Here is an 18,673-nt window from a genome sequence, read left to right as displayed (position 1 = left end):
AGCTATAAGGAGATGTAAGGCATGATTCCAGTAACAATATTAACTGGTTTTCTTGGATCAGGGAAAACGACATTATTAAATCGTATTTTATCAGAGAATCACGGTCAGAAATTAGCGGTGATCGTAAATGAAATCGGGCAAATTGGTATTGATAATCAGTTGATTATGAATGTTGAAGAAGAAATTATGGAAATGACAAACGGCTGTTTGTGCTGTACTGTACGTGAGGATTTACTCGTTGCGTTAAAACAATTACTGGACGTAAAAGCAGAAGGGAAAATGGACTTTGATGGATTAGTAATTGAAACGACTGGTCTTGCAAATCCAGGTCCTATTATTCAAACATTCTTTTTAGATCCTGTTATTCAATCTGCATACCAAATTAATGGTGTTGTAACAGTAGTAGATAGTTATCATATACATAAACATTTTGAAAAAGGGCTAGAAGCAAAAGAACAAATTGCATTTGCTGATGTTGTATTAGTGAATAAGTTAGATTTAATTGAAGAGAGTGAAAAAGAAAATCTCTTACATGAACTTCAAGGAATAAACCCGACTGCAAAGTTAATTCAGTCGACTAATTGTGATGTGGATATTCCATCGTTACTACAAATTCAAACGTTTAAAACGAAAGATACGTTACAAATTTATCCTCATACAGAGCATAATCATTTAGAAGGTGTAAAATCGTTTGTACTACGCGAAGAGCGTCCGTTAGATTTACAAAAACTAAATGAGTGGATGTCAGCTGTCGTTCAAGAACTAGGAGAATACTTATATCGCTACAAAGGAATTTTATCGATTGATGGAGTGGATAAACGTATCGTTTTCCAAGGTGTACATACGTTATTTGCTGCTTCGTATGATAGAGAGTGGCAAGAGGGCGAAGATCGAGTAAGTGAAGTTGTTTTCATCGGAAAAGATATTAATAAAGAATGGTTCCAAGCACATTTTGAGGAGTGTGTGAAGTAAGTCTGCGCATATTGCAGGCTTATTTTTTGGATTAACTAAGCACTTTGTAGAGAAATGCTAGATTGCAAAAAATGAAGGATAATAAAAAAGCCTGTTTTCACAGGCTTGTATGTTCATCTAAAAGTAACTCCATTACAACACCTACAACAGGGCCTTCATCATCAATATCGCCATTTAAACGGAATCCAAATGATTCATATAATCCCATTGCAAGTTTGTTATCTGGATGTAAACTTAAATAAATTGTTTTACATTCAAATTTATTTTGTAAGAATTGAATAAGCAAGCGAAGGAAACGTTTTGCGTATCCTTTTCCTTGATATTGTTGGTCAATCATAAAGCGGTCTAACCATACGCTTTTACGTTTTTCACAATACCATCCATACATTGCATATCCTACAAGTGTTTCTCCATCATATAAACCTACTGACGTTCCGTTTCTCTCATATAATGATTCTGCTAGAGAAAACGCATTGCTTTCAATAAATTGCTGCTGGTCTTCTGCGACGTTTAAAGCAGCTACCGAACGCCAATTTTTTTCTGTTACTTCACAAATGTGAAGAGTCATAATTCCAACTCACCTTCTAAATTGATATAGCTTGAAAGCTAATATGGATAATTTTACTTGTTATTTTGGTCAAGTCAAGTAGAAGCACATAAAAAAGAAGAGGTTGCCCAAAAATAGCTGAATAGCTACTTTTGGGCAACCTCTTTAATGTTTATGCTTCATTATGTTAATAAGAGCATCTCCATTGGTGAGCTCAATATTTTTATTCACTGCACATTGCACTCGTTGAAGGGGCACTTGGTTTTGTATTGTCTGCTGTATGTAATATCCTACAGGAGAAATTCTGGATTGTGTTTTTAGGAACAAATTGATCCTTATATTTATCAATTTGGATAACTAGTTAAAATAAAGATGCTGGTTTAGGATTTGCTATTGTTACAAAATAGGTAAGGCTTATAAAAGCAGAACCCTTATAAGGTTCTGCTTTTATTTGGTGTAATTAATTGTCTATATCTAGTGTAAATCCCCATATAGGTTTTTTTTCTTCAATTAACTCAACATCTGTCCTATTTACTTCCATATGAAATTCCCCACGACCTGGTACAGACATATTTAGTTCGTGTCCTACCTGTGGATTATTTGTAGCAATAACTACTTTGAATTCGCTTGCAGTTAGTACTCCGAAATTATGTCCTTTATATTTTGCGAATAATGTAACATTATAGGCAGCATCTAAATCTGACTTTTTAACTTGTTTTATCAATAGATTATTATCCCACGCATGAGGTATAAACCCATTTTTTAACTCCGCAATGTCTCTTGAAACAATATTAATGAATTCACCATCTTCTTTACCTAAAGAATACTCTTTGCCTTGATACACCCCATATAAACCTTTTCTAATCACAAAAAACAACCTCCATTATTTATTTTTGGTAGCAGGTATAAATCTATCTAAATCACTACTAAATACTCCTACCAATGTCTCTTCTCCATTTATTACAGTATAAATCTCGGCACCATCACTAGGTGACATATATTGCCCCCATGCTGTTTCGTATTCTGGAATAATGTGTCCGTTTTCGGCAGCTGTAAAACCATTTCCTGTTTGAGGAAATGTAACATACTCATTTGGTTTTACATTTAAAGAATCTCCAAATGATTCAGCGTAAGGAATTTTCATTTTATCAACTTGATTTGTTTTAAATCTAATAGTTGCGTAATCACTAGTTGTAGTGTAAGGTGTTCCTTCATAATCTAAGCGTAGTGATTCATATACATCCTTAGGGGAGTGAATTTGTTTCACATCTTCCATTTTAGCTACACAACCTCCTACGGAATTAAAATATTCAGTTTCCTTCAGGTAATTTTCGACACTGTCCAAACTAATTACTTTTTGTAATAATGTATCTTGATTTGGTGCTGGAACAGAATCTCGTATTTTTTTCATAATTTGAATTTCTTCAGCATTCAATTCAGTGTAATGTTTCACTTTAAGGTTATGGAATTGTTCGTTTGATATATTTGCCTCTTTTAAAACATTATCTATTTGCGAAGCAAATCCCTCGCCTATATGTTCCGATAAATTTTCACGGTTAAAACTTGGAGTAACCTCTACAGCTTTTGGAGTAGTACCTATATTACCTTCACCTTTAGCAAACTGGTAGGTTGAAAGTTTTTCTTCGGCTTGTCTAAAAGCAGCACTATCAAATACAGATCTACCACCATTACCGCCTGCGAAAGCCAAATTATCGCCTTTATTAAATAATTGTCCAGCTTTTGAGATACCTTGAGAGAATTTAGCCCCTTGTGCTAGTTTTGCAGCCTTACTAACCCCTTTATCTCCAAGAAGACCTAATCCAATTTGTGTTAAAGCATAAGATCCCCATCTCGCACGGGTCTCTGCATCACCATTTATTACATCTTTATTAAAAGAGTCGGATAATGCATTCCACATAGCAGGTAAAGCTTCATCTAAATGGGTGACAGTGTAGCCCATGCCTTTCCAAGTTTCCCAGTCACCTAATGCTTTTATACCGTCAATTGTATCTCCAACAGCATCTCCCGCACCATCTACTATACCATCCCATACTTTTCCTAAGAAAGATTTTTCAGGTGCTTTACTAGACTTAGTCGTTTTTTGGGATGTTACATCTTCACTATCTGCAACGCGGAATTTCTCAGCAATTCTCTTTAATTCTTCTTCAACATGTACAAGCGCATTAATAGCTGTGAATGCGGATGGTCTCGCATTGTTAAACATTTGAATGAAGTTTTGATTTGATGCGCCTGTCCATTGAAAACACATGTAATCAATTTGATTGCATAAGTTATTATGTATAGATTCTAATGCGTGCTTTGTATCGTTTGCCCGTTTTGCAACTCGTTCCAATTCTTCGGGCGTTACTTTTATTTGAACCATTTTTTTCCTCCCTTTCCCGATTAAAATTATGAGGTAAGGAAGGGGAAATGTAAATACTTAATATTAAGAAAAAATAGCTATATTATATGAAAAAATTATGGATGAATCTAATGTAAATGTGAAGTGGATATAGAGTTTTTATGAGCATGAAAAGATGTAGTTTCAATTGAAACTACATCTCTAAAATGAACTACTCTTGATTCTTAAAGATTTTCTCATCCATATTAAAGTTAAAATAAAAAACTGTCTCCAAAAGGTCTTATTTAAAGACCTTTTGAGACAGCCTCTTCTTATTAAAAATTGGTTAGTTAGTAGCTTCTTTCAATGTGTTTACGTTTTCTTCCATTAAAGTGAAGTAATCTTTATTATTTTTCGCATCGTCTTCAGAAATAGTAGCTAAGTGATTTAAGCGTAAAATCTTTGTACCTGTTTCTTTTTGAATAACGGATGCTACTTTTGGAGTAGAAAATGTTTCAAATAAAATATATTTTAGATTATGTTCTTTTACTGTTTTTGTAATGTCAGCAAGTTGTTTTTGAGATGGTTCATCAGAAGCTGAAATACCGGCGATAGCAATTTGTTTCAGGCCATAGCGTTGTTCCCAGTATCCATAAGCCGCATGAGAAACTAAAATATCTTTCGTTTTTGCATTCGCAACTGCTGCTTTAAATTGATCATCTAAATCAGTAAATTTTGTTTGAAGTGCTGCAAAGTTTTTTTCGAACTCTTGTTTATGGTCAGGTTGTAATGCTACAAGTGCATTTTTAATTTTTTCTGCTTGTTTCATTGCTAGAGTAGGGTCTAACCAAATGTGTGGGTCTTTATCGTGATGATGTTCATCCTCTTTATGGCCGTCTCCGTGATCATGATGCTCTTCTTCAGTAGAAGTACGCAGTTCAATACCTTTTGATGCATTTACAATTTTAACGTTTTCTTTTTGTAATGTTTTTTCCATTTTTTCAGCAAATGGTTCTAATTCAGCGCCGTTATAAACGAATAAATCGGCTTTTGCAACTTGTACTGTTTGTTTCTGACTTGGTTCAAATGTATGAGAATCTGCACCAGGTGGGTAAATTGCTTCAACAGTTACATAGTCGCCACCAATTTTTTTTGCGAAATCTGCAAGAGGAAAAATAGTTGTATAAACAGTTAGTTTTCCGTCTTTCTTGGCATTACCTTCTTTTGTATTTGAGCAGCCAGTAAAAATTAAAGTGAAAATAAGTAAGAATGAAAGTATAGTCAATCTTTTAGGCATGAAGTTCTCCTCTTTTCTTTTTTTACGGATATATTTTCCCCAATTATAGAAGAAAAATATCATTTTAATACAAAACGGAATAATTACGTTTTAGTTTGCGAACTTAGTATAATACATCTTTTATAAAGTTGCAATAAATAATAATCATTCCGATTTGATTTTGTTATAAAGTTGTCAAATATAGATGTGTTATTTTTGCGAATACATGCATATGTGACAACGTAGTGTTCATATATATGAAAGGAGGGTGTAGAGGGGGATGAGTGTTTGGGTTATTTAATGGAAGCTATTTTATTGATATTAGCGGTAGTACTACCATTAGCCGTAGTCTTAATTTTTTTAAGAAGATTAATAAGTAATTTAGGAGATGCATCAACCGTAACAAAATTACGAGAAAAAGATGAGAAAAAAGAGTGAGTAAAGCACTATGCGTACGCATAGTGCTTTACTTGTGGTAAAATGAGAGAAGGAAACTCCTAAAAGTTGTATGTTACTAAAGGAGAGAAAAGTAAAATAAGAGGTATATGCATATATGAATAAGCGAACAGCGTTAGTACTTGGTGCAAGTGGTTTAGTTGGGCAAGAGATAACGCGTCTATTACTTGAATCAGATTACTACGATTCGGTTACTATTTTTGTAAGAGAACCAATGCAATGGCAACATGAAAAGTTACAGCAAAAGCAAGTAGATTATTTGGCATTAGAGGAATATAAAGAGTTCTTTGCTGTAGATGACGTATTTAGTTGTCTAGGAACAACAATCAAAAAAGCAAAAACAAAAGCTAATTTCAAAAAGGTAGATTATGAATATACGTTACGAGCGGCTTGTTTAGCTGAAAAACAAGGGGTGCAAAATTTCCTTGTTGTGTCCTCAATGGGAGCGAATCCTAAATCGTTTTTCTTTTATTCACAAGTGAAAGGAAGAATGGAAGAGGAATTGCAAAAGTTAGTAATCGGTGGTATTCACATTTTTAGGCCATCTTTATTAGTAGGAAATCGACAAGAATTTCGCTTAGGTGAACGAATGGCGGAAAAATTATCTCGTATTATTCCTTTTATATTTAAAGGGGCATTCAAAAAGTATAAACCGATTTCAGCTAAAGATGTGGCGAAAGGGATGTATATAACTGCATTGCGAGAAGAATCAGGTATCCACATTTATAATTCAAATGAAATTACAACGATAGAATAAATAAAACCGAGAAGAAAAGCTTCTCGGTTTTATTTATTTGTACTGATTTTCCCAGGCGCTCGCTCGTATTGATACGGTTCTTCTAACTCAAAGCCAAGTTCATTGGCGGCTATTCGTGGGAAGTAAGGATTGCGAAGTAACTCACGTCCGATAAAAATTAAATCTGCTTCGTTATTATTTAAAATTTGCTCTGCTTGTGCCCCAGTCGTAATCAATCCAACTGCACCAGTTGCAATGTTAGCATGTTCTTTAATATGTTTAGCATATTGTACTTGATACCCAGGATAAACATCGATGCGTGCAGGTACAACAGCCCCAGAGCTACAATCGATTAAATCTACTCCTTGTTCTTTCATCCATTTTGTATACTGAACATAATCTTGAACTGTTAACCCGTCAGGATGATAATCATTTGCTGAAATACGGACAAATAACGGTCCGTTCCAAACTTCATTTATGGAGTCAATGATTTCGCGTAAGAAACGATAGCGGTTTTCAGGTGAACCACCATATTCATCAGTCCGCTTATTGGTAAGTGGAGAAAGAAATTCATTAATAAGATAACCGTGAGCACCGTGTATTTCAATAACGTCAAATCCAGCTTGTTTGGATCGTACTGCAGCTTGCTGAAAAGCTAATACAGTATCTTTAATTTGGTGTTTGCTCATCTCTATTGGCATTTTCATTGTTTCATTAAATGGAATGGCTGAAGGAGCTAACGCATCTGTTTCTAATGCTGCTTTTCTTCCAGCGTGAGCGAGTTGGATGGCAGCTTTTGCACCATTATCGTGTATAAAAGTTGTCGTTTTATGTAAGCCTTCAATTAAACTGTCATCCCAAATGCCTAAGTCTTTATTTGAAATTCGCCCTTCAGGTAACACGGCTGTTGCTTCAATCATAACTAAACCAACTTGACCGGCAGCTCTTGTTCCATAATGAATGAGATGGAAATTCGTTACTTGGCCATCCCCGTTTTCCGATGAATACATGCACATAGGTGACATAACAATCCGGTTTTTTAATGTAACGTCTTTAATTGTATAAGGTGAAAAAAGTTTGTAATTCATCCAATAGCCTCCTAGATTGAATTTTCTTACATTGTATCATTCTCGTTTTTGTTTCTCGAATAAAACGCTTATACGAAAAATTTTGTCTATTCGTGTTACAATAATGAATATGAATTGAATTGGAGGATGACATATGTACCAAGCTTATTATGAAAGTGAATTAGGCTTGCTAGAAATTACAGCGAACGATAAAGGAATTACGTCTGTTATATTTGTTGATGAGAGACAAGAAGAACATACAAATGAAATGATAGATCAATGTATAAATGAGCTCGATGAATATTTTAAGGGGAATAGAAAAGAGTTCACAGTCCCGTTGTCTCCTGAGGGAACAGCATTTCAAAAAAATGTATGGGATGCGCTCTATACGATTCCTTATGGCGTAAGTGCTTCATATTTAGATATTGCAGAGAAAGTCGGAAATACGAAAGCTGTACGAGCCATAGGAGGAGCAAATAGTCGCAATCCGATTTCAATAATCGTTCCGTGTCATCGTGTAATAGGAAAGAGTGGGAAACTTGTTGGGTATGCGGGCGGTTTATGGAGGAAAGAGTGGTTATTAAAACACGAAGGTATTTTGAAATGACGTATGGATGGGAAGAGGGATTGTTTTGAAATGTATAAATTGTGGGCAACTTTGCGAGGGAAATCAGTTAAATTGTGAAAGTTGCCAGCGGACTTTGCATACTGAACAGAGTGAAGGAAGTTCGCTAATAGACAAGGAATTAGAAGTATATGTGGGGAGACAATATCCGTATTACAAAAGGAAATGGGAGCTTGAGGAAAAGCGGATTGCTAGGTGGAGCTGGAATGGTTGGGCAACTCTTTTTAATGTAGGTTGGCTCGGATATCGTAAGTACTATTTACCGGCAGCATTATTTGTATTGTTATTAGTAGCGTGTGATGCGTTTTCTTATTATATGGGCTTCAATGTAGCACTGCCGATCATTAATATGGTGCCTCTTACGTTTTTATTACTCGTTTTTATTTTATTTGGAATGGCGATTTTTGCGAATGGATTATATTATCAATTTGCAGAAAGGCGTATATATCGAATAAAGGCACGAGAAATTCAAGATGAGTCGGTTGAGAAGTACCTCATTCGTGATAGTGGTGGAACGAGTAAAATGGGAGCGACAATCGTTACGATTTTAGCGGTTGCTAGTATTTTTATCAGCCATTTCTTTTTCCCGACTGATCGAGATATTATTCAAAAGGTTCGTACAAGCTCGCTATATGAATATCCATTCTTTTCAATTGGTGAATCGTTTGAAAATTATTTTAGAAATCCGGGTTGGGCATATTATCGTGGCACTGAAGGATTAGAATTGGTAGAGTTCCAAGGGGATAGTCCGGATATGTCGAAGAAAAAGGTTACGATCCAATTTGTTGTGGATTATAAATTGGGTGAGATCGAGCCATACTCACTTATGATTAATGGCGAATCTAAAAATGAGGAAGAATTTTTAAAGATAATGGACGAAATATTTAAAGTTCAAAATCCATTTGACATAGAGGATGGATTACAAGTAAAAGAAATAGAAAAAGAAGTGGATAGTAGAGCTCTCTATCCGCTTCTTTTTTTGTATATACGAAAATAATATTTGAAATAATCTGAATCTTTTGTATAATAATATATATTATACTGGCTTTCATTTATCCCGCTTTAATGGGCAGTAAGACCCCCACCTCAAAATTCAGTGAAAGCAAAGAAGTTAGGTGGGGGTCGGGCTGCCCATAAAAGCCCGATTGGTTCAACTAATAATCAGTGGGGGATGAAGAACCCCCCCGCTGATTAAAGTTTCACTTTATACATATAGATTGGGGGAAGGAACAATGAAGAGAAAGGTAACAACGATTGCTGCAGTTGCATTATCGACTAGCGTATTAGTTGCAGGTTGCGGAAATGGGGAGAAGGCATCTACAACGAAGAAAGAAGCAGGTAAGGGGGCAGCAGATAAGCAAGTATTAAACTTACTAGAAACAGCAGAAATTCCTTCAATGGATACGTCAAAATCAACAGACTCTGTATCATTCCGTGCCTTTGTAAATGCAATGGAAGGATTATATCGTTTGGATAAGGACAATAAACCAACTCCAGGTATGGCAAAAGACGTGAAAATTAGTGAAGATAAAAAGACATATACATTTGAATTACGTGATGCGAAATGGTCAAATGGTGATCCAGTTCGAGCACAAGATTTTGTATATGCATGGCAACGTACATTAGATAAAGCAACGGCAGCTGAGTATGCATTTATTTTATTTGATGTGAAAAATGCACAGAAAGTAAATAAAGGAGAGTTACCGTTAGATCAATTAGGAGTGAAAGCGAAGGATGATAAAACGTTAGTAGTAGAATTAGAACAACCAGCACCATATTTCCTTGAGCTTACTTCATTCCCAACATTCTTCCCTTTAAATGAAAAATATGTGAAAGAACAAGGAGATAAATACGGATTAGAAGCAGATAAATTATTATATAATGGACCGTTTACGATGAGTGAATGGAAACATGAAAGAAGTTATCAGTTAAAGAAAAACCCTAATTATTGGGATAAAGATACTGTGAAGTTAGAAGAAATTAATGTGAATATTGTGAAGGAAACGAGCACAGGAGTAAATTTATATGATAGTGATCAAGCGGACCGTGTTATTTTAACTTCTGAATTTGTTGATAAATATAAAAAGAATAAGCCAGATGAATTTAAAACGAAGTTAGATCCACGTATGTATTTCTTACGATTTAACCAAAAAAATGCAACGTTTAAAAATCAAAAAGTTCGTGAAGCGATTGACCTAGCATATGATAAAAAAGGAATTGCAAATGTTATTTTAAATGACGGGTCATTGCCAGCATATTTCTTAGTACCTGAAAAATTTACGACAGGACCAGATGGGAAAGATTTCCGTTCTGTAAATAAAAATTTCCGTGACAGTAAAGATAATGCAGCAAAAGCAAAAAAATTATGGGAAGAAGCGAAGAAGGAACTTGGCCAAGATACAATTACAGTAGAATTACTAAATGATGATAACGGTAGCCGTAAAAAAGTAGGCGACTTTATTAAAGAAGAGTTAGAGAAAAACTTACCTGGTATTAAAGTGAATTTGAAACAGCAGCCATATAAGCAGAAGTTAGATTTAGAAAAGAAATTCGAATATGAATTTTCTTTATCTGCATGGAGTCCAGACTATCCAGATCCAATGACTTATATTGATATGTTTGTTACTGGAAGTTCATTTAATGAAATGGATTATTCTAATCCGAAGTATGATGATTTAGTAGCGAAATCAAAAGGAGAGCTATTAAAAGATGATAAAGCACGCTGGAAAGCACTTGCAGAAGCTGAAAAAATCTTAATTGGTCAAGATGCGGCGATTTCTCCTACGTATCAACAAAGTACAGCATATTTAGAGAAACCGTACGTAAAAGGTATTGCGAATCATACGTTTGGTGGGGACTTCAGTTATAAATGGGCATATATTACAAAAAAATAGTATAATAAAAGATGAGTGAATTTTCGCTCATCTTTTATTTGTATAGGAGGAATTATAGTTGTTAAACGGAATCAATCATCTATGTTTTTCAGTATCTAATCTAGAAGATTCTATTGAATTTTACGAAAAAGTATTGGAAGGAGAATTATTAGTTAGAGGAAGAAAACTTGCATATTTTAATATATGTGGAGTATGGGTAGCACTTAATGAAGAAATACATATTCCGAGAAATGAGATTTATCAATCTTATACACATATTGCGTTTTCTGTTGAACAGAAAGACTTTGAACGTCTACTGCAGCGATTAGAAGAAAATGATGTTCATATTTTAAAAGGAAGAGAACGTGATGTAAGGGATTGTGAATCTATCTATTTTGTTGACCCAGACGGGCATAAGTTTGAATTTCATTCAGGGACATTGCAAGACAGACTTAATTATTATAGGGAAGATAAACCTCATATGACATTTTACTAAGGAGGAAAAGAAGTTGCATGCGCTAGTAATTGGTGGAACAGGAATGCTAAAGAGGGTGTCTATGTGGCTTTGTGAGCAAGAGTTTCATGTTTCTATTATTGGAAGAGATGAAGTGAAATTAGAAAATGTTAAACGAGAGAGTGCTATACCAGAAAATATCACATGCCTTCCGTTAGATTATCATAATGATGACGATGTGAAGGTAGCTATTAAAAACACAATTGAGCGGAATGGACCAATAACGTTAGTTGTCGCATGGATACACTCAAGTGCAAAGGATGCGTTATCACTCATTTGTAGAGAATTAGACTTGTCGTCTGAAACATACAACGTTTTTCATATTTTAGGCAGTAAAGCGTCGAGAATAGCCTCACAAAAAATAGGCGGTACGCGATGTAGCTATCATAGAATAATTTTAGGTTTTATATTAGAAGATACATACGGAAGATGGCTTACTCATGAAGAAATATCGGATGGAGTAATAAAAGGAATTGAAAGTAAATGTGATGAATGGATTGTAGGACGAGTAGAACCGTGGGAATTACGGCCAACATGGTAAGGGGGAATTGAAGTGAAGACAACGGTATATGTAACAAGGAATGGTGAGACGGAATGGAATGTAGCGAAGCGAATGCAAGGACGAAAAAATTCTGCTTTAACTGAAAATGGTATACTGCAAGCTAAGCAATTAGGAGAGCGAATGAAAGATTTATCTATTCATGCGATCTATAGTAGTCCGAGTGAAAGAACCCTTCATACTGCAGAGTTAATAAAGGGAGAACGTGATATACCGATAATCGCGGATGAGCATTTCTATGAAATTAACATGGGTATATGGGAAGGACAGACAATTGATGATATAGAAAGGCAATACCCAGACGACATACAGTTATTTTGGTATGAACCACATCTTTTTCAGTCAACATCAGGAGAAAATTTTGAGGCTGTTTATAAAAGGGTAATTGAGGGGATGCAGCTTCTTTTGGAAAAGCATAAAGGAGAAAGTATATTAATTGTCTCCCATGCGGCAGCGGCAAAGCTACTTGTAGGACATTTTGCGGGTATTGAAATAGAAAATGTGTGGGATGATCCATTTATGCATAGTGCTAGTTTGAGTAGTATAGAATTTGAAGAAGATAAAGGTGAAGTGAAGCAATTTGCAGATATAAGTCATTTTCAATAAAGCGGGATAAACGTAAAAAAGGCCGCAAAACGGCCTTTTTTGTAGGTATAAAAACTAACAATTACGTTTTTTATACCAGAAGTGATCGAATTTCTTGTTTTTGCAAGATGGGAATTTATGTCCGCCCTTGCAATCGTTCCACTTGTGTCCGCCATCGTGACAGTCTTTACCATGATCACATGTATCATCGCAAGAGTGACCGTGTCTGTTAGGGAAGAATTCGCATTTTTTACAGAAACTTCGTTTTGTCCAGAAAAATTTCTTTTCAAAGCGTATGCATTTTGTAACGAAAGTACAATGTTTTCTGCGAGTACGTTTTGTAACTAAAACGCATTCTTTTCTACGCGTTACTTTCGTAACGAACGTCCATTTTTGAACACGTACACGAGTACATTTTGTAACAAATGTCCATTTTTTTACATGCGTACATTTTGTAACGAACGTACAATGTTTCACGCGAGTACATCTTGTTCTTGGACATTTACCCCCAGTTGTACATTTACATCCAGTTGTACAATTATGATGAGTGAATTTATCATCATCGCATTCAAAAGTACTTGGATCTTGGTGTAAGAAATCCTCCATCCCAGCACTTTTGATTTCCTCGACAGCTTTTCTAATATCACGTTTCATAGAAATCCTCCTTATCATGTATTCAGGTGAAAAGGTATTCTTTTTCCTTAACAGGATATGTATGTAGGTATATTTCTGAACAGGACAAGAGTGTAATTTTATATAAATGGTTGATAGTGGAGGTATGGACAAGGCGGAGTGCATACATTGAATGAAGAGAACTGAGAAGGGATGTGAAAATATGCTACCTTCATATGATTTTTTTATTCATCCAATGAACCTGGTGGAATTGAAAAAAGAAATTTGGTCAGATAATCCAGTGCCAGCAAAATTAACTTATGGAAAAAAGAAGTATGACATTGATATCGTATACCGAGGGGCTCATATTCGTGAATTTGAGAAAAAGTCTTATCATGTTATGTTTTATAAACCGAAAAAATTTCAAGGTGCGAAAGAGTTTCATTTAAACTCTGAGTTTATGGATCCGTCTCTCATACGAAATAAATTGTCTTTAGATTTTTTTCATGATATTGGTGTACTTTCACCGAAATCACAACATGTATTTATAAAAATTAATGGTCAAATTCAAGGTGTATATTTACAATTAGAATCAGTAGATGAAAACTTTTTGAAAAATAGAGGATTACCGAGTGGCTCTATTTATTATGCGATAGATGATGATGCAAATTTCTCTTTAATGAGTGAGAGAGATAAAGATGTTAAGACCGAGCTTTTTGCGGGTTATGAATTTAAATATTCGAATGAAAATAGTGAAGAACAATTGAGTGAATTTGTATTTCAAGCAAATACTTTGTCAAGGGAATCTTATGAAAAAGAAATTGGGAAGTTTTTGCATGTTGATAAATATTTACGATGGTTAGCTGGCGTTATTTTTACACAAAACTTTGATGGTTTTGTTCATAACTATGCACTATATCATAATGATGAAACAAATTTATTTGAAGTGATACCGTGGGATTATGATGCGACTTGGGGGCGAGATGTACAAGGGAGACCACTTAATCATGAATATATTCGTATTCAAGGTTATAACACGTTAAGTGCAAGATTGTTAGATATACCTGTATTTAGAAAGCAATACCGAGGTATTTTGGAAGAAATATTAGAAGAACAATTTACTGTTTCATTTATGATGCCGAAAGTAGAAAGTTTGTGTGAGTCGATTCGTCCTTATTTACTACAAGATCCATATATGAAAGAAAAATTAGAAATATTTGATCAAGAAGCTGATATGATTGAGGAATATATAAATAAAAGAAGAAAGTATATACAAGATCATTTACATGAATTGGATTAATTTTGAAAGAGATTGGAACATTATCAATCTCTTTTTTTGTATAATAAAGATGTATTGGTAGAATTGACGTAATATGTACTTAATAAAGAATGAGGATGTGGAAACATGACGATAAAATGGATTGAGTGGGCAAAACAAATACAATCTATAGCTCAGGCGGGTTTAACGTATTCTAAGGATGTGTATGATATAGAACGTTTCCAACAATTACGGGATATTTCCATTTCGATGATGTCACATTACACTAAGACAGATTGGGAAGTTGTAGAGAAGTTATTTGCAAGCGAGACAGGCTATCAAACACCTAAAGTTGATATAAGAGCAGTTGTTTTTCAAAATGAAAAGTTATTATTTGTGAAAGAAAAAAGTGATGGGAAATGGGCATTGCCAGGTGGATGGGCTGATATCGGTTATACGCCGACAGAAGTAGCAGCAAAAGAGGTTTTAGAGGAGACAGGGTTTGAAGTAGATGATTTTAAGCTACTCGCTATATTTGATAAAGAAAAACATCAACCATCGCCTTCAGCAACGCATGTATATAAAATTTTTATTGGATGTAAAATTATTGGTGGTGAAAAGAAAACTAGTATTGAAACAGATGATGTGGAGTTTTTTGGTGAGGATGAATTGCCTAATTTATCGATTGCTAGAAATACAGAAGAGCAAATTAAACAAATGTTTGCCTACATAAAAGAACCTCAGAAAGAAATAGTAATAGATTAATAATGCTTATGCCGATAATAATGTTGGAATGAAGATATTGGCAGAATGCAACCTTTATGTAATAATGGGATGGTATGTGAAGAAAAAAGGAGATAGAAAATGAAATGTTAGCAAATATAATAGAACAGTTATTGCAGTTCTTTGCAAGCTTAGGTTATTTTGGGGTAGCGCTCGGTTTAATGATTGAAATCATCCCAAGTGAAATTGTACTTTCATATGCCGGTTTTTTAGTGGCAGAGGAGAAAATTAGTTTTGTTGGTGCTGTTATTGCAGGAACGATCGGTGGTACGCTAGCACAGATTTTTTTATACTGGCTTGGATACTACGGAGGACGTCCAGTTGTAGAGAAATATGGGAAATATCTGCTTATTAATAAACACCATTTAGACATAGCAGAAAATTGGTTTAAGCGTTACGGAGCAGGAGTAATCTTTTCGGCACGTTTTATCCCAGTCGTACGTCATGCAATTTCTATTCCAGCAGGATTAGCTAAGATGCCATTAAAACTATTCACACTGTATACAGTAGTTGCGATTATTCCGTGGTCAATACTATTTATATATTTAGGTGAAAAGCTTGGTGGAAATTGGCGACATATTAAAGAATATGCATCTGATTACACACATTACATAATTATAGGAGCGATTCTCTTTATTGCTCTATACTTCGGTTTAAAGTATTTCAAAAAGAAAAAAGCAGCGCGTTAAAGTCAATGATTTTTCATTGGCTTTTTTACTTGTTTCGGTTCTAAAAAAAAAGAGTTGTCCATAATGTGTAATAATAAAGTGTAGCGGGGGAATGTGATGAAAGGGTCACCGTTTATACGTGGAACGATATTTTTAACAATGGCAACGATGATATCTAAAATGTTAGGTTTTATATATGTTATACCATTTACAGCTATGGTCGGTACGAGTGGATACGTTTTATACACGTATGCTTATCGTCCATATACAATTATGCTCAGCATTGCGACGATGGGACTACCACTTGCAGTTTCAAAGATGGTATCAAAATATGATCAACTAAATGATTATCATACGGTTAAGAGAGTGCTGAAAAGTGGAATTGTTTTTATGTTTATAATGGGAATTATTTCGTGTTTTACGTTGTATATGCTAGCTCCGTATTTGGCTAAACTTGTAATCGATGGAAATGATCAAACGGGGAATAGTATAGCGGCGGTCACTACTAATATTCAAATTGTAAGTTTTGCGTTAATACTTGTACCAGTCATGAGTTTATTAAGGGGCTTTTTTCAAGGGTTCCAATCGATGGGGCCTTCTGCTCTAAGTGTAGTTGTAGAGCAATTTTTTCGGGTATTAACCATCTTGATAGGAAGCTTTGTCGTTATATATATTTTAAAAGCTTCTATCTCACTAGCTGTTGGTATTTCAACATTCGGTGCTTTTATGGGAGCGATAGGTGGACTAACTGTTTTAAGTGCGTATTACATAAGGAGGAGAAAGCACTTAAAGAAAAAAGAAATGGCAAGTATACCACAAACAACGAAATCTTTTTTCTCACTCTATAAGGAGCTCTTTACATATTCAATACCATTTGTTGTGGTTGGTTTAGCAATTCCGTTGTATCAGACGATTGACACATTTACAATTAATAAATTGCTTATACAAATGGGATATATGCAAGGAGAAGCAGAGAAGATTAATGCAATAATTGGACTTGTTCAGATGGTTGTACTTATCCCAGTTTCCGTTGCGACTGCTTTTAGTATGTCACTCGTACCTGAGATGACAAAAGCTTATACAGCAGGAAATGTGAAGTTACTGTACAAACATTTTACGAGGACAAATCTATTAGTAGTAGGTATTACGGTACCAGCGGCGATTGGAATGATGATGTTAGCAAAACCGGTATATACTCTTTTATTCGGTGCCGGAAATGATCCAGAGATGGGAAGTATTATTTTACAGTATTACGCTCCTGCCTGTATACTATTTTCGCTTTTTACAGTAACAGCTGCGATGCTCCAAGGAATCAATCAGCAACAGAAAACGGTGCTAGGGTTAGTGATTGGCATTATTGTAAAGATAGTTTTAAATATTGTATTGCTTCCGTATTTCGATTATGTAAGTTTTATTATTTCAACATACGCTGGTTACACGATTTCAGTTGGCTTTAACTTGTGGATGCTTTCTAAATATGTTATAAAGGCAACATAAGCTTTTTAAGGCAGAGAGCGCTCTGTCTTTTTCTTTGTTTAAAATATTTTTCTTGTAAAAACGTTTTCAAAATAATTTTTCTATTGAAATTTAAACGCATGTTTCATATGCTGAGAATGGCGGTTCAAAAACTGTTATGTAAGAGAGGTAGATTCCTACATGTAAAAAGAATCGGGGTGATAGTATGTTAAATATTTATTTAACAGACCGAAACGGAAAACTACAAGAGATTGAGGAAATGCAAAAGGGTTGCTGGATTAATGTACTTCATCCAACGGAAGAAGAAATTCAATATCTAGTACAAACTTTAAATGTAGACTTAGATTTCATTAAAGACCCTTTAGATGATGAAGAACGTTCTCGTATTGAAAAGGAAGACAGTAATACTTTAATAATCGTGGATATTCCAACAGTTAGACATGATGAAGAAGGAAATTCGATTTATGACACGATTCCAATAGGTATGATTGTTATGCCAGATTGTTTTGTGACAATTTGTTTAGAGGAAAACCCAATATTTGAACGTTTTATTAATCAACGTATTAAAGAATTTTATACGTTTAAAAAGACACGATTTGCACTTCAGCTCTTATATACGATTTCTACTTATTATTTAAGATACTTAAAGCAAATTAACAGAAAAACAATTGATTTAGAGCATCAATTAAATCAGTCGATGAAAAATAAAGAGATTTTCACATTGCTAGGTCTTGAAAAAAGTTTAGTTTACTTTACAACATCATTAAAGGCGAATAAAATCGTAATTCAAAAGTTAATGCGTAACAGTACATTTTTAAAAATGTATGAAGACGATCAAGATTTATTAGAAGATGTATTAATTGAAAATAAACAGGCTATTGAAATGGCGGAAATATATAGTCACATTTTAAGTGGAATGATGAATACTTTTAGTTCCGTTATATCAAATAACTTAAATAGTGTTATGAAACTGTTAACGTCTATTACAATCATTTTATCGTTACCAACGATGGTTTCTAGTTTCTTTGGAATGAACGTAAAAGTTCCGTTTGAAGGGGAAGCGCACGGTTTTGTAATTGTACTTATAATATGTGTAACACTATCTTTCACATTAGCATTTGTTTTTTGGAAGAAACGTTACTTTTAATGATAAGAAAGCTGCTCTAGCATAGTTATATAACTGCGCTAGAGCAGCTTTTTTGCTATGAAATCGAAAGTTTTGAATAGAATATAGCTTATGAAATGTAATGTATATGATAGAGGGGAATTCCGTATAAGTCTTGTTCAATTAATGAAATAGGGTTAAAATTACATATTGTTAATGA

The 18,673-nt window shown here is 34.5% G+C and carries 20 protein-coding genes; 14 read left to right on the top strand and 6 right to left on the bottom strand.

Features of this window, described 5'->3' with window-relative positions:
- Positions 1-21 precede the first annotated feature (21 nt).
- Entirely contained in the window at positions 22-972 is a 951-nt protein-coding gene (locus tag ACTFRS_RS08360; RefSeq protein WP_000613439.1) for a CobW family GTP-binding protein, read from the top strand.
- 97 nt (positions 973-1,069) lie between these two features.
- On the opposite strand, the gene ACTFRS_RS08355 is transcribed toward ACTFRS_RS08360, so the two are convergent.
- The 4 genes from ACTFRS_RS08355 to ACTFRS_RS08340 all read right to left on the bottom strand — a co-directional run bounded on the left by ACTFRS_RS08355 (position 1,070) and on the right by ACTFRS_RS08340 (position 5,157).
- Positions 1,070-1,540 carry a GNAT family N-acetyltransferase gene (locus ACTFRS_RS08355; protein ID WP_139867555.1) on the bottom strand — a complete coding sequence of 157 codons (471 nt, stop codon included), beginning with the start codon at positions 1,538-1,540 and terminating at the stop codon, positions 1,070-1,072.
- A 439-nt stretch (positions 1,541-1,979) separates the two neighbouring features.
- Positions 1,980-2,387, bottom strand: coding sequence for a hypothetical protein (locus ACTFRS_RS08350; protein WP_000619626.1), 408 nt, complete (start codon positions 2,385-2,387; stop codon positions 1,980-1,982).
- Positions 2,388-2,402: 15 nt separating this feature from the next.
- Entirely contained in the window at positions 2,403-3,902 is a 1,500-nt protein-coding gene (locus ACTFRS_RS08345) for a WXG100 family type VII secretion target (protein WP_139867553.1), read from the bottom strand.
- Positions 3,903-4,206: 304 nt separating this feature from the next.
- A complete protein-coding gene (locus tag ACTFRS_RS08340) occupies positions 4,207-5,157 on the bottom strand; it encodes a metal ABC transporter substrate-binding protein (RefSeq protein WP_001126183.1) in 951 nt (316 codons plus the stop codon).
- Between the two features lie 267 nt (positions 5,158-5,424).
- On the opposite strand from ACTFRS_RS08340, the gene ACTFRS_RS08335 reads away from it, so the two are divergent.
- Together ACTFRS_RS08335 and ACTFRS_RS08330 are read left to right on the top strand one after the other, a co-directional pair.
- On the top strand, positions 5,425-5,574 hold the full coding sequence (locus ACTFRS_RS08335) for a hypothetical protein (RefSeq protein WP_000540927.1): 150 nt from the start codon (positions 5,425-5,427) through the stop codon (positions 5,572-5,574).
- A 115-nt stretch (positions 5,575-5,689) separates the two neighbouring features.
- A complete protein-coding gene (locus ACTFRS_RS08330) occupies positions 5,690-6,349 on the top strand; it encodes an oxidoreductase (RefSeq protein WP_001992819.1) in 660 nt (219 codons plus the stop codon).
- A gap of 29 nt (positions 6,350-6,378) precedes the next feature.
- On the opposite strand, the gene namA is transcribed toward ACTFRS_RS08330, so the two are convergent.
- Entirely contained in the window at positions 6,379-7,416 is a 1,038-nt protein-coding gene (gene namA / locus ACTFRS_RS08325) for an NADPH dehydrogenase NamA (protein WP_139867549.1), read from the bottom strand.
- A 133-nt stretch (positions 7,417-7,549) separates the two neighbouring features.
- On the opposite strand from namA, the gene ACTFRS_RS08320 reads away from it, so the two are divergent.
- The 6 genes from ACTFRS_RS08320 to ACTFRS_RS08295 all read left to right on the top strand — a co-directional run bounded on the left by ACTFRS_RS08320 (position 7,550) and on the right by ACTFRS_RS08295 (position 12,572).
- Positions 7,550-8,002, top strand: coding sequence for a methylated-DNA--[protein]-cysteine S-methyltransferase (locus ACTFRS_RS08320; RefSeq protein WP_000283894.1), 453 nt, complete (start codon positions 7,550-7,552; stop codon positions 8,000-8,002).
- Between the two features lie 25 nt (positions 8,003-8,027).
- On the top strand, positions 8,028-9,017 hold the full coding sequence (locus tag ACTFRS_RS08315) for a DUF2628 domain-containing protein (RefSeq protein ID WP_139867547.1): 990 nt from the start codon (positions 8,028-8,030) through the stop codon (positions 9,015-9,017).
- 235 nt (positions 9,018-9,252) lie between these two features.
- On the top strand, positions 9,253-10,914 hold the full coding sequence (locus tag ACTFRS_RS08310; protein WP_440023754.1) for an ABC transporter substrate-binding protein: 1,662 nt from the start codon (positions 9,253-9,255) through the stop codon (positions 10,912-10,914).
- A 58-nt stretch (positions 10,915-10,972) separates the two neighbouring features.
- Positions 10,973-11,389 (top strand): FosBx1 family fosfomycin resistance bacillithiol transferase, encoded by a 417-nt coding sequence (gene fosB / locus ACTFRS_RS08305; RefSeq protein ID WP_242294515.1) that lies wholly within the window; start codon positions 10,973-10,975, stop codon positions 11,387-11,389.
- Between the two features lie 13 nt (positions 11,390-11,402).
- Entirely contained in the window at positions 11,403-11,948 is a 546-nt protein-coding gene (locus ACTFRS_RS08300) for a short-chain dehydrogenase (protein ID WP_139867543.1), read from the top strand.
- A gap of 12 nt (positions 11,949-11,960) precedes the next feature.
- Positions 11,961-12,572, top strand: a complete 612-nt coding sequence (locus ACTFRS_RS08295; protein ID WP_440023756.1) for a phosphoserine phosphatase 1 — start codon at positions 11,961-11,963, stop codon at positions 12,570-12,572.
- 54 nt (positions 12,573-12,626) lie between these two features.
- Here the strand turns inward: ACTFRS_RS08295 and exsB are convergent, their stop codons facing one another.
- Positions 12,627-13,205, bottom strand: coding sequence for an exosporium protein ExsB (gene exsB, locus ACTFRS_RS08290; RefSeq protein ID WP_139867539.1), 579 nt, complete (start codon positions 13,203-13,205; stop codon positions 12,627-12,629).
- 181 nt (positions 13,206-13,386) lie between these two features.
- On the opposite strand from exsB, the gene cotH reads away from it, so the two are divergent.
- The 5 genes from cotH (at position 13,387) to ACTFRS_RS08265 (ending at position 18,495) form a co-directional block, all read left to right on the top strand.
- Complete coding sequence (cotH, locus tag ACTFRS_RS08285; protein WP_242293818.1) at positions 13,387-14,463, top strand: spore coat protein CotH; 1,077 nt, start codon at positions 13,387-13,389, stop codon at positions 14,461-14,463.
- 105 nt (positions 14,464-14,568) lie between these two features.
- Complete coding sequence (locus ACTFRS_RS08280) at positions 14,569-15,186, top strand: NUDIX hydrolase N-terminal domain-containing protein (RefSeq protein ID WP_440023758.1); 618 nt, start codon at positions 14,569-14,571, stop codon at positions 15,184-15,186.
- Positions 15,187-15,290: 104 nt separating this feature from the next.
- Positions 15,291-15,893, top strand: coding sequence for a DedA family protein (locus ACTFRS_RS08275; RefSeq protein WP_049113522.1), 603 nt, complete (start codon positions 15,291-15,293; stop codon positions 15,891-15,893).
- A 96-nt stretch (positions 15,894-15,989) separates the two neighbouring features.
- A complete protein-coding gene (locus tag ACTFRS_RS08270) occupies positions 15,990-17,369 on the top strand; it encodes a putative polysaccharide biosynthesis protein (RefSeq protein WP_440023760.1) in 1,380 nt (459 codons plus the stop codon).
- Positions 17,370-17,553: 184 nt separating this feature from the next.
- On the top strand, positions 17,554-18,495 hold the full coding sequence (locus ACTFRS_RS08265) for a magnesium transporter CorA family protein (RefSeq protein ID WP_000932390.1): 942 nt from the start codon (positions 17,554-17,556) through the stop codon (positions 18,493-18,495).
- Positions 18,496-18,673 lie beyond the last annotated feature (178 nt).

The sequence above is a fragment of the Bacillus cereus group sp. MYBK139-1 genome (assembly GCF_051916915.1).
GTDB classification, from domain to species: Bacteria; Bacillota; Bacilli; order Bacillales; family Bacillaceae_G; genus Bacillus_A; species Bacillus_A pacificus.
The sequence above is the reverse complement of the archived record's forward strand: the minus strand, read 5'-3'. Positions and strand labels throughout refer to the sequence as shown.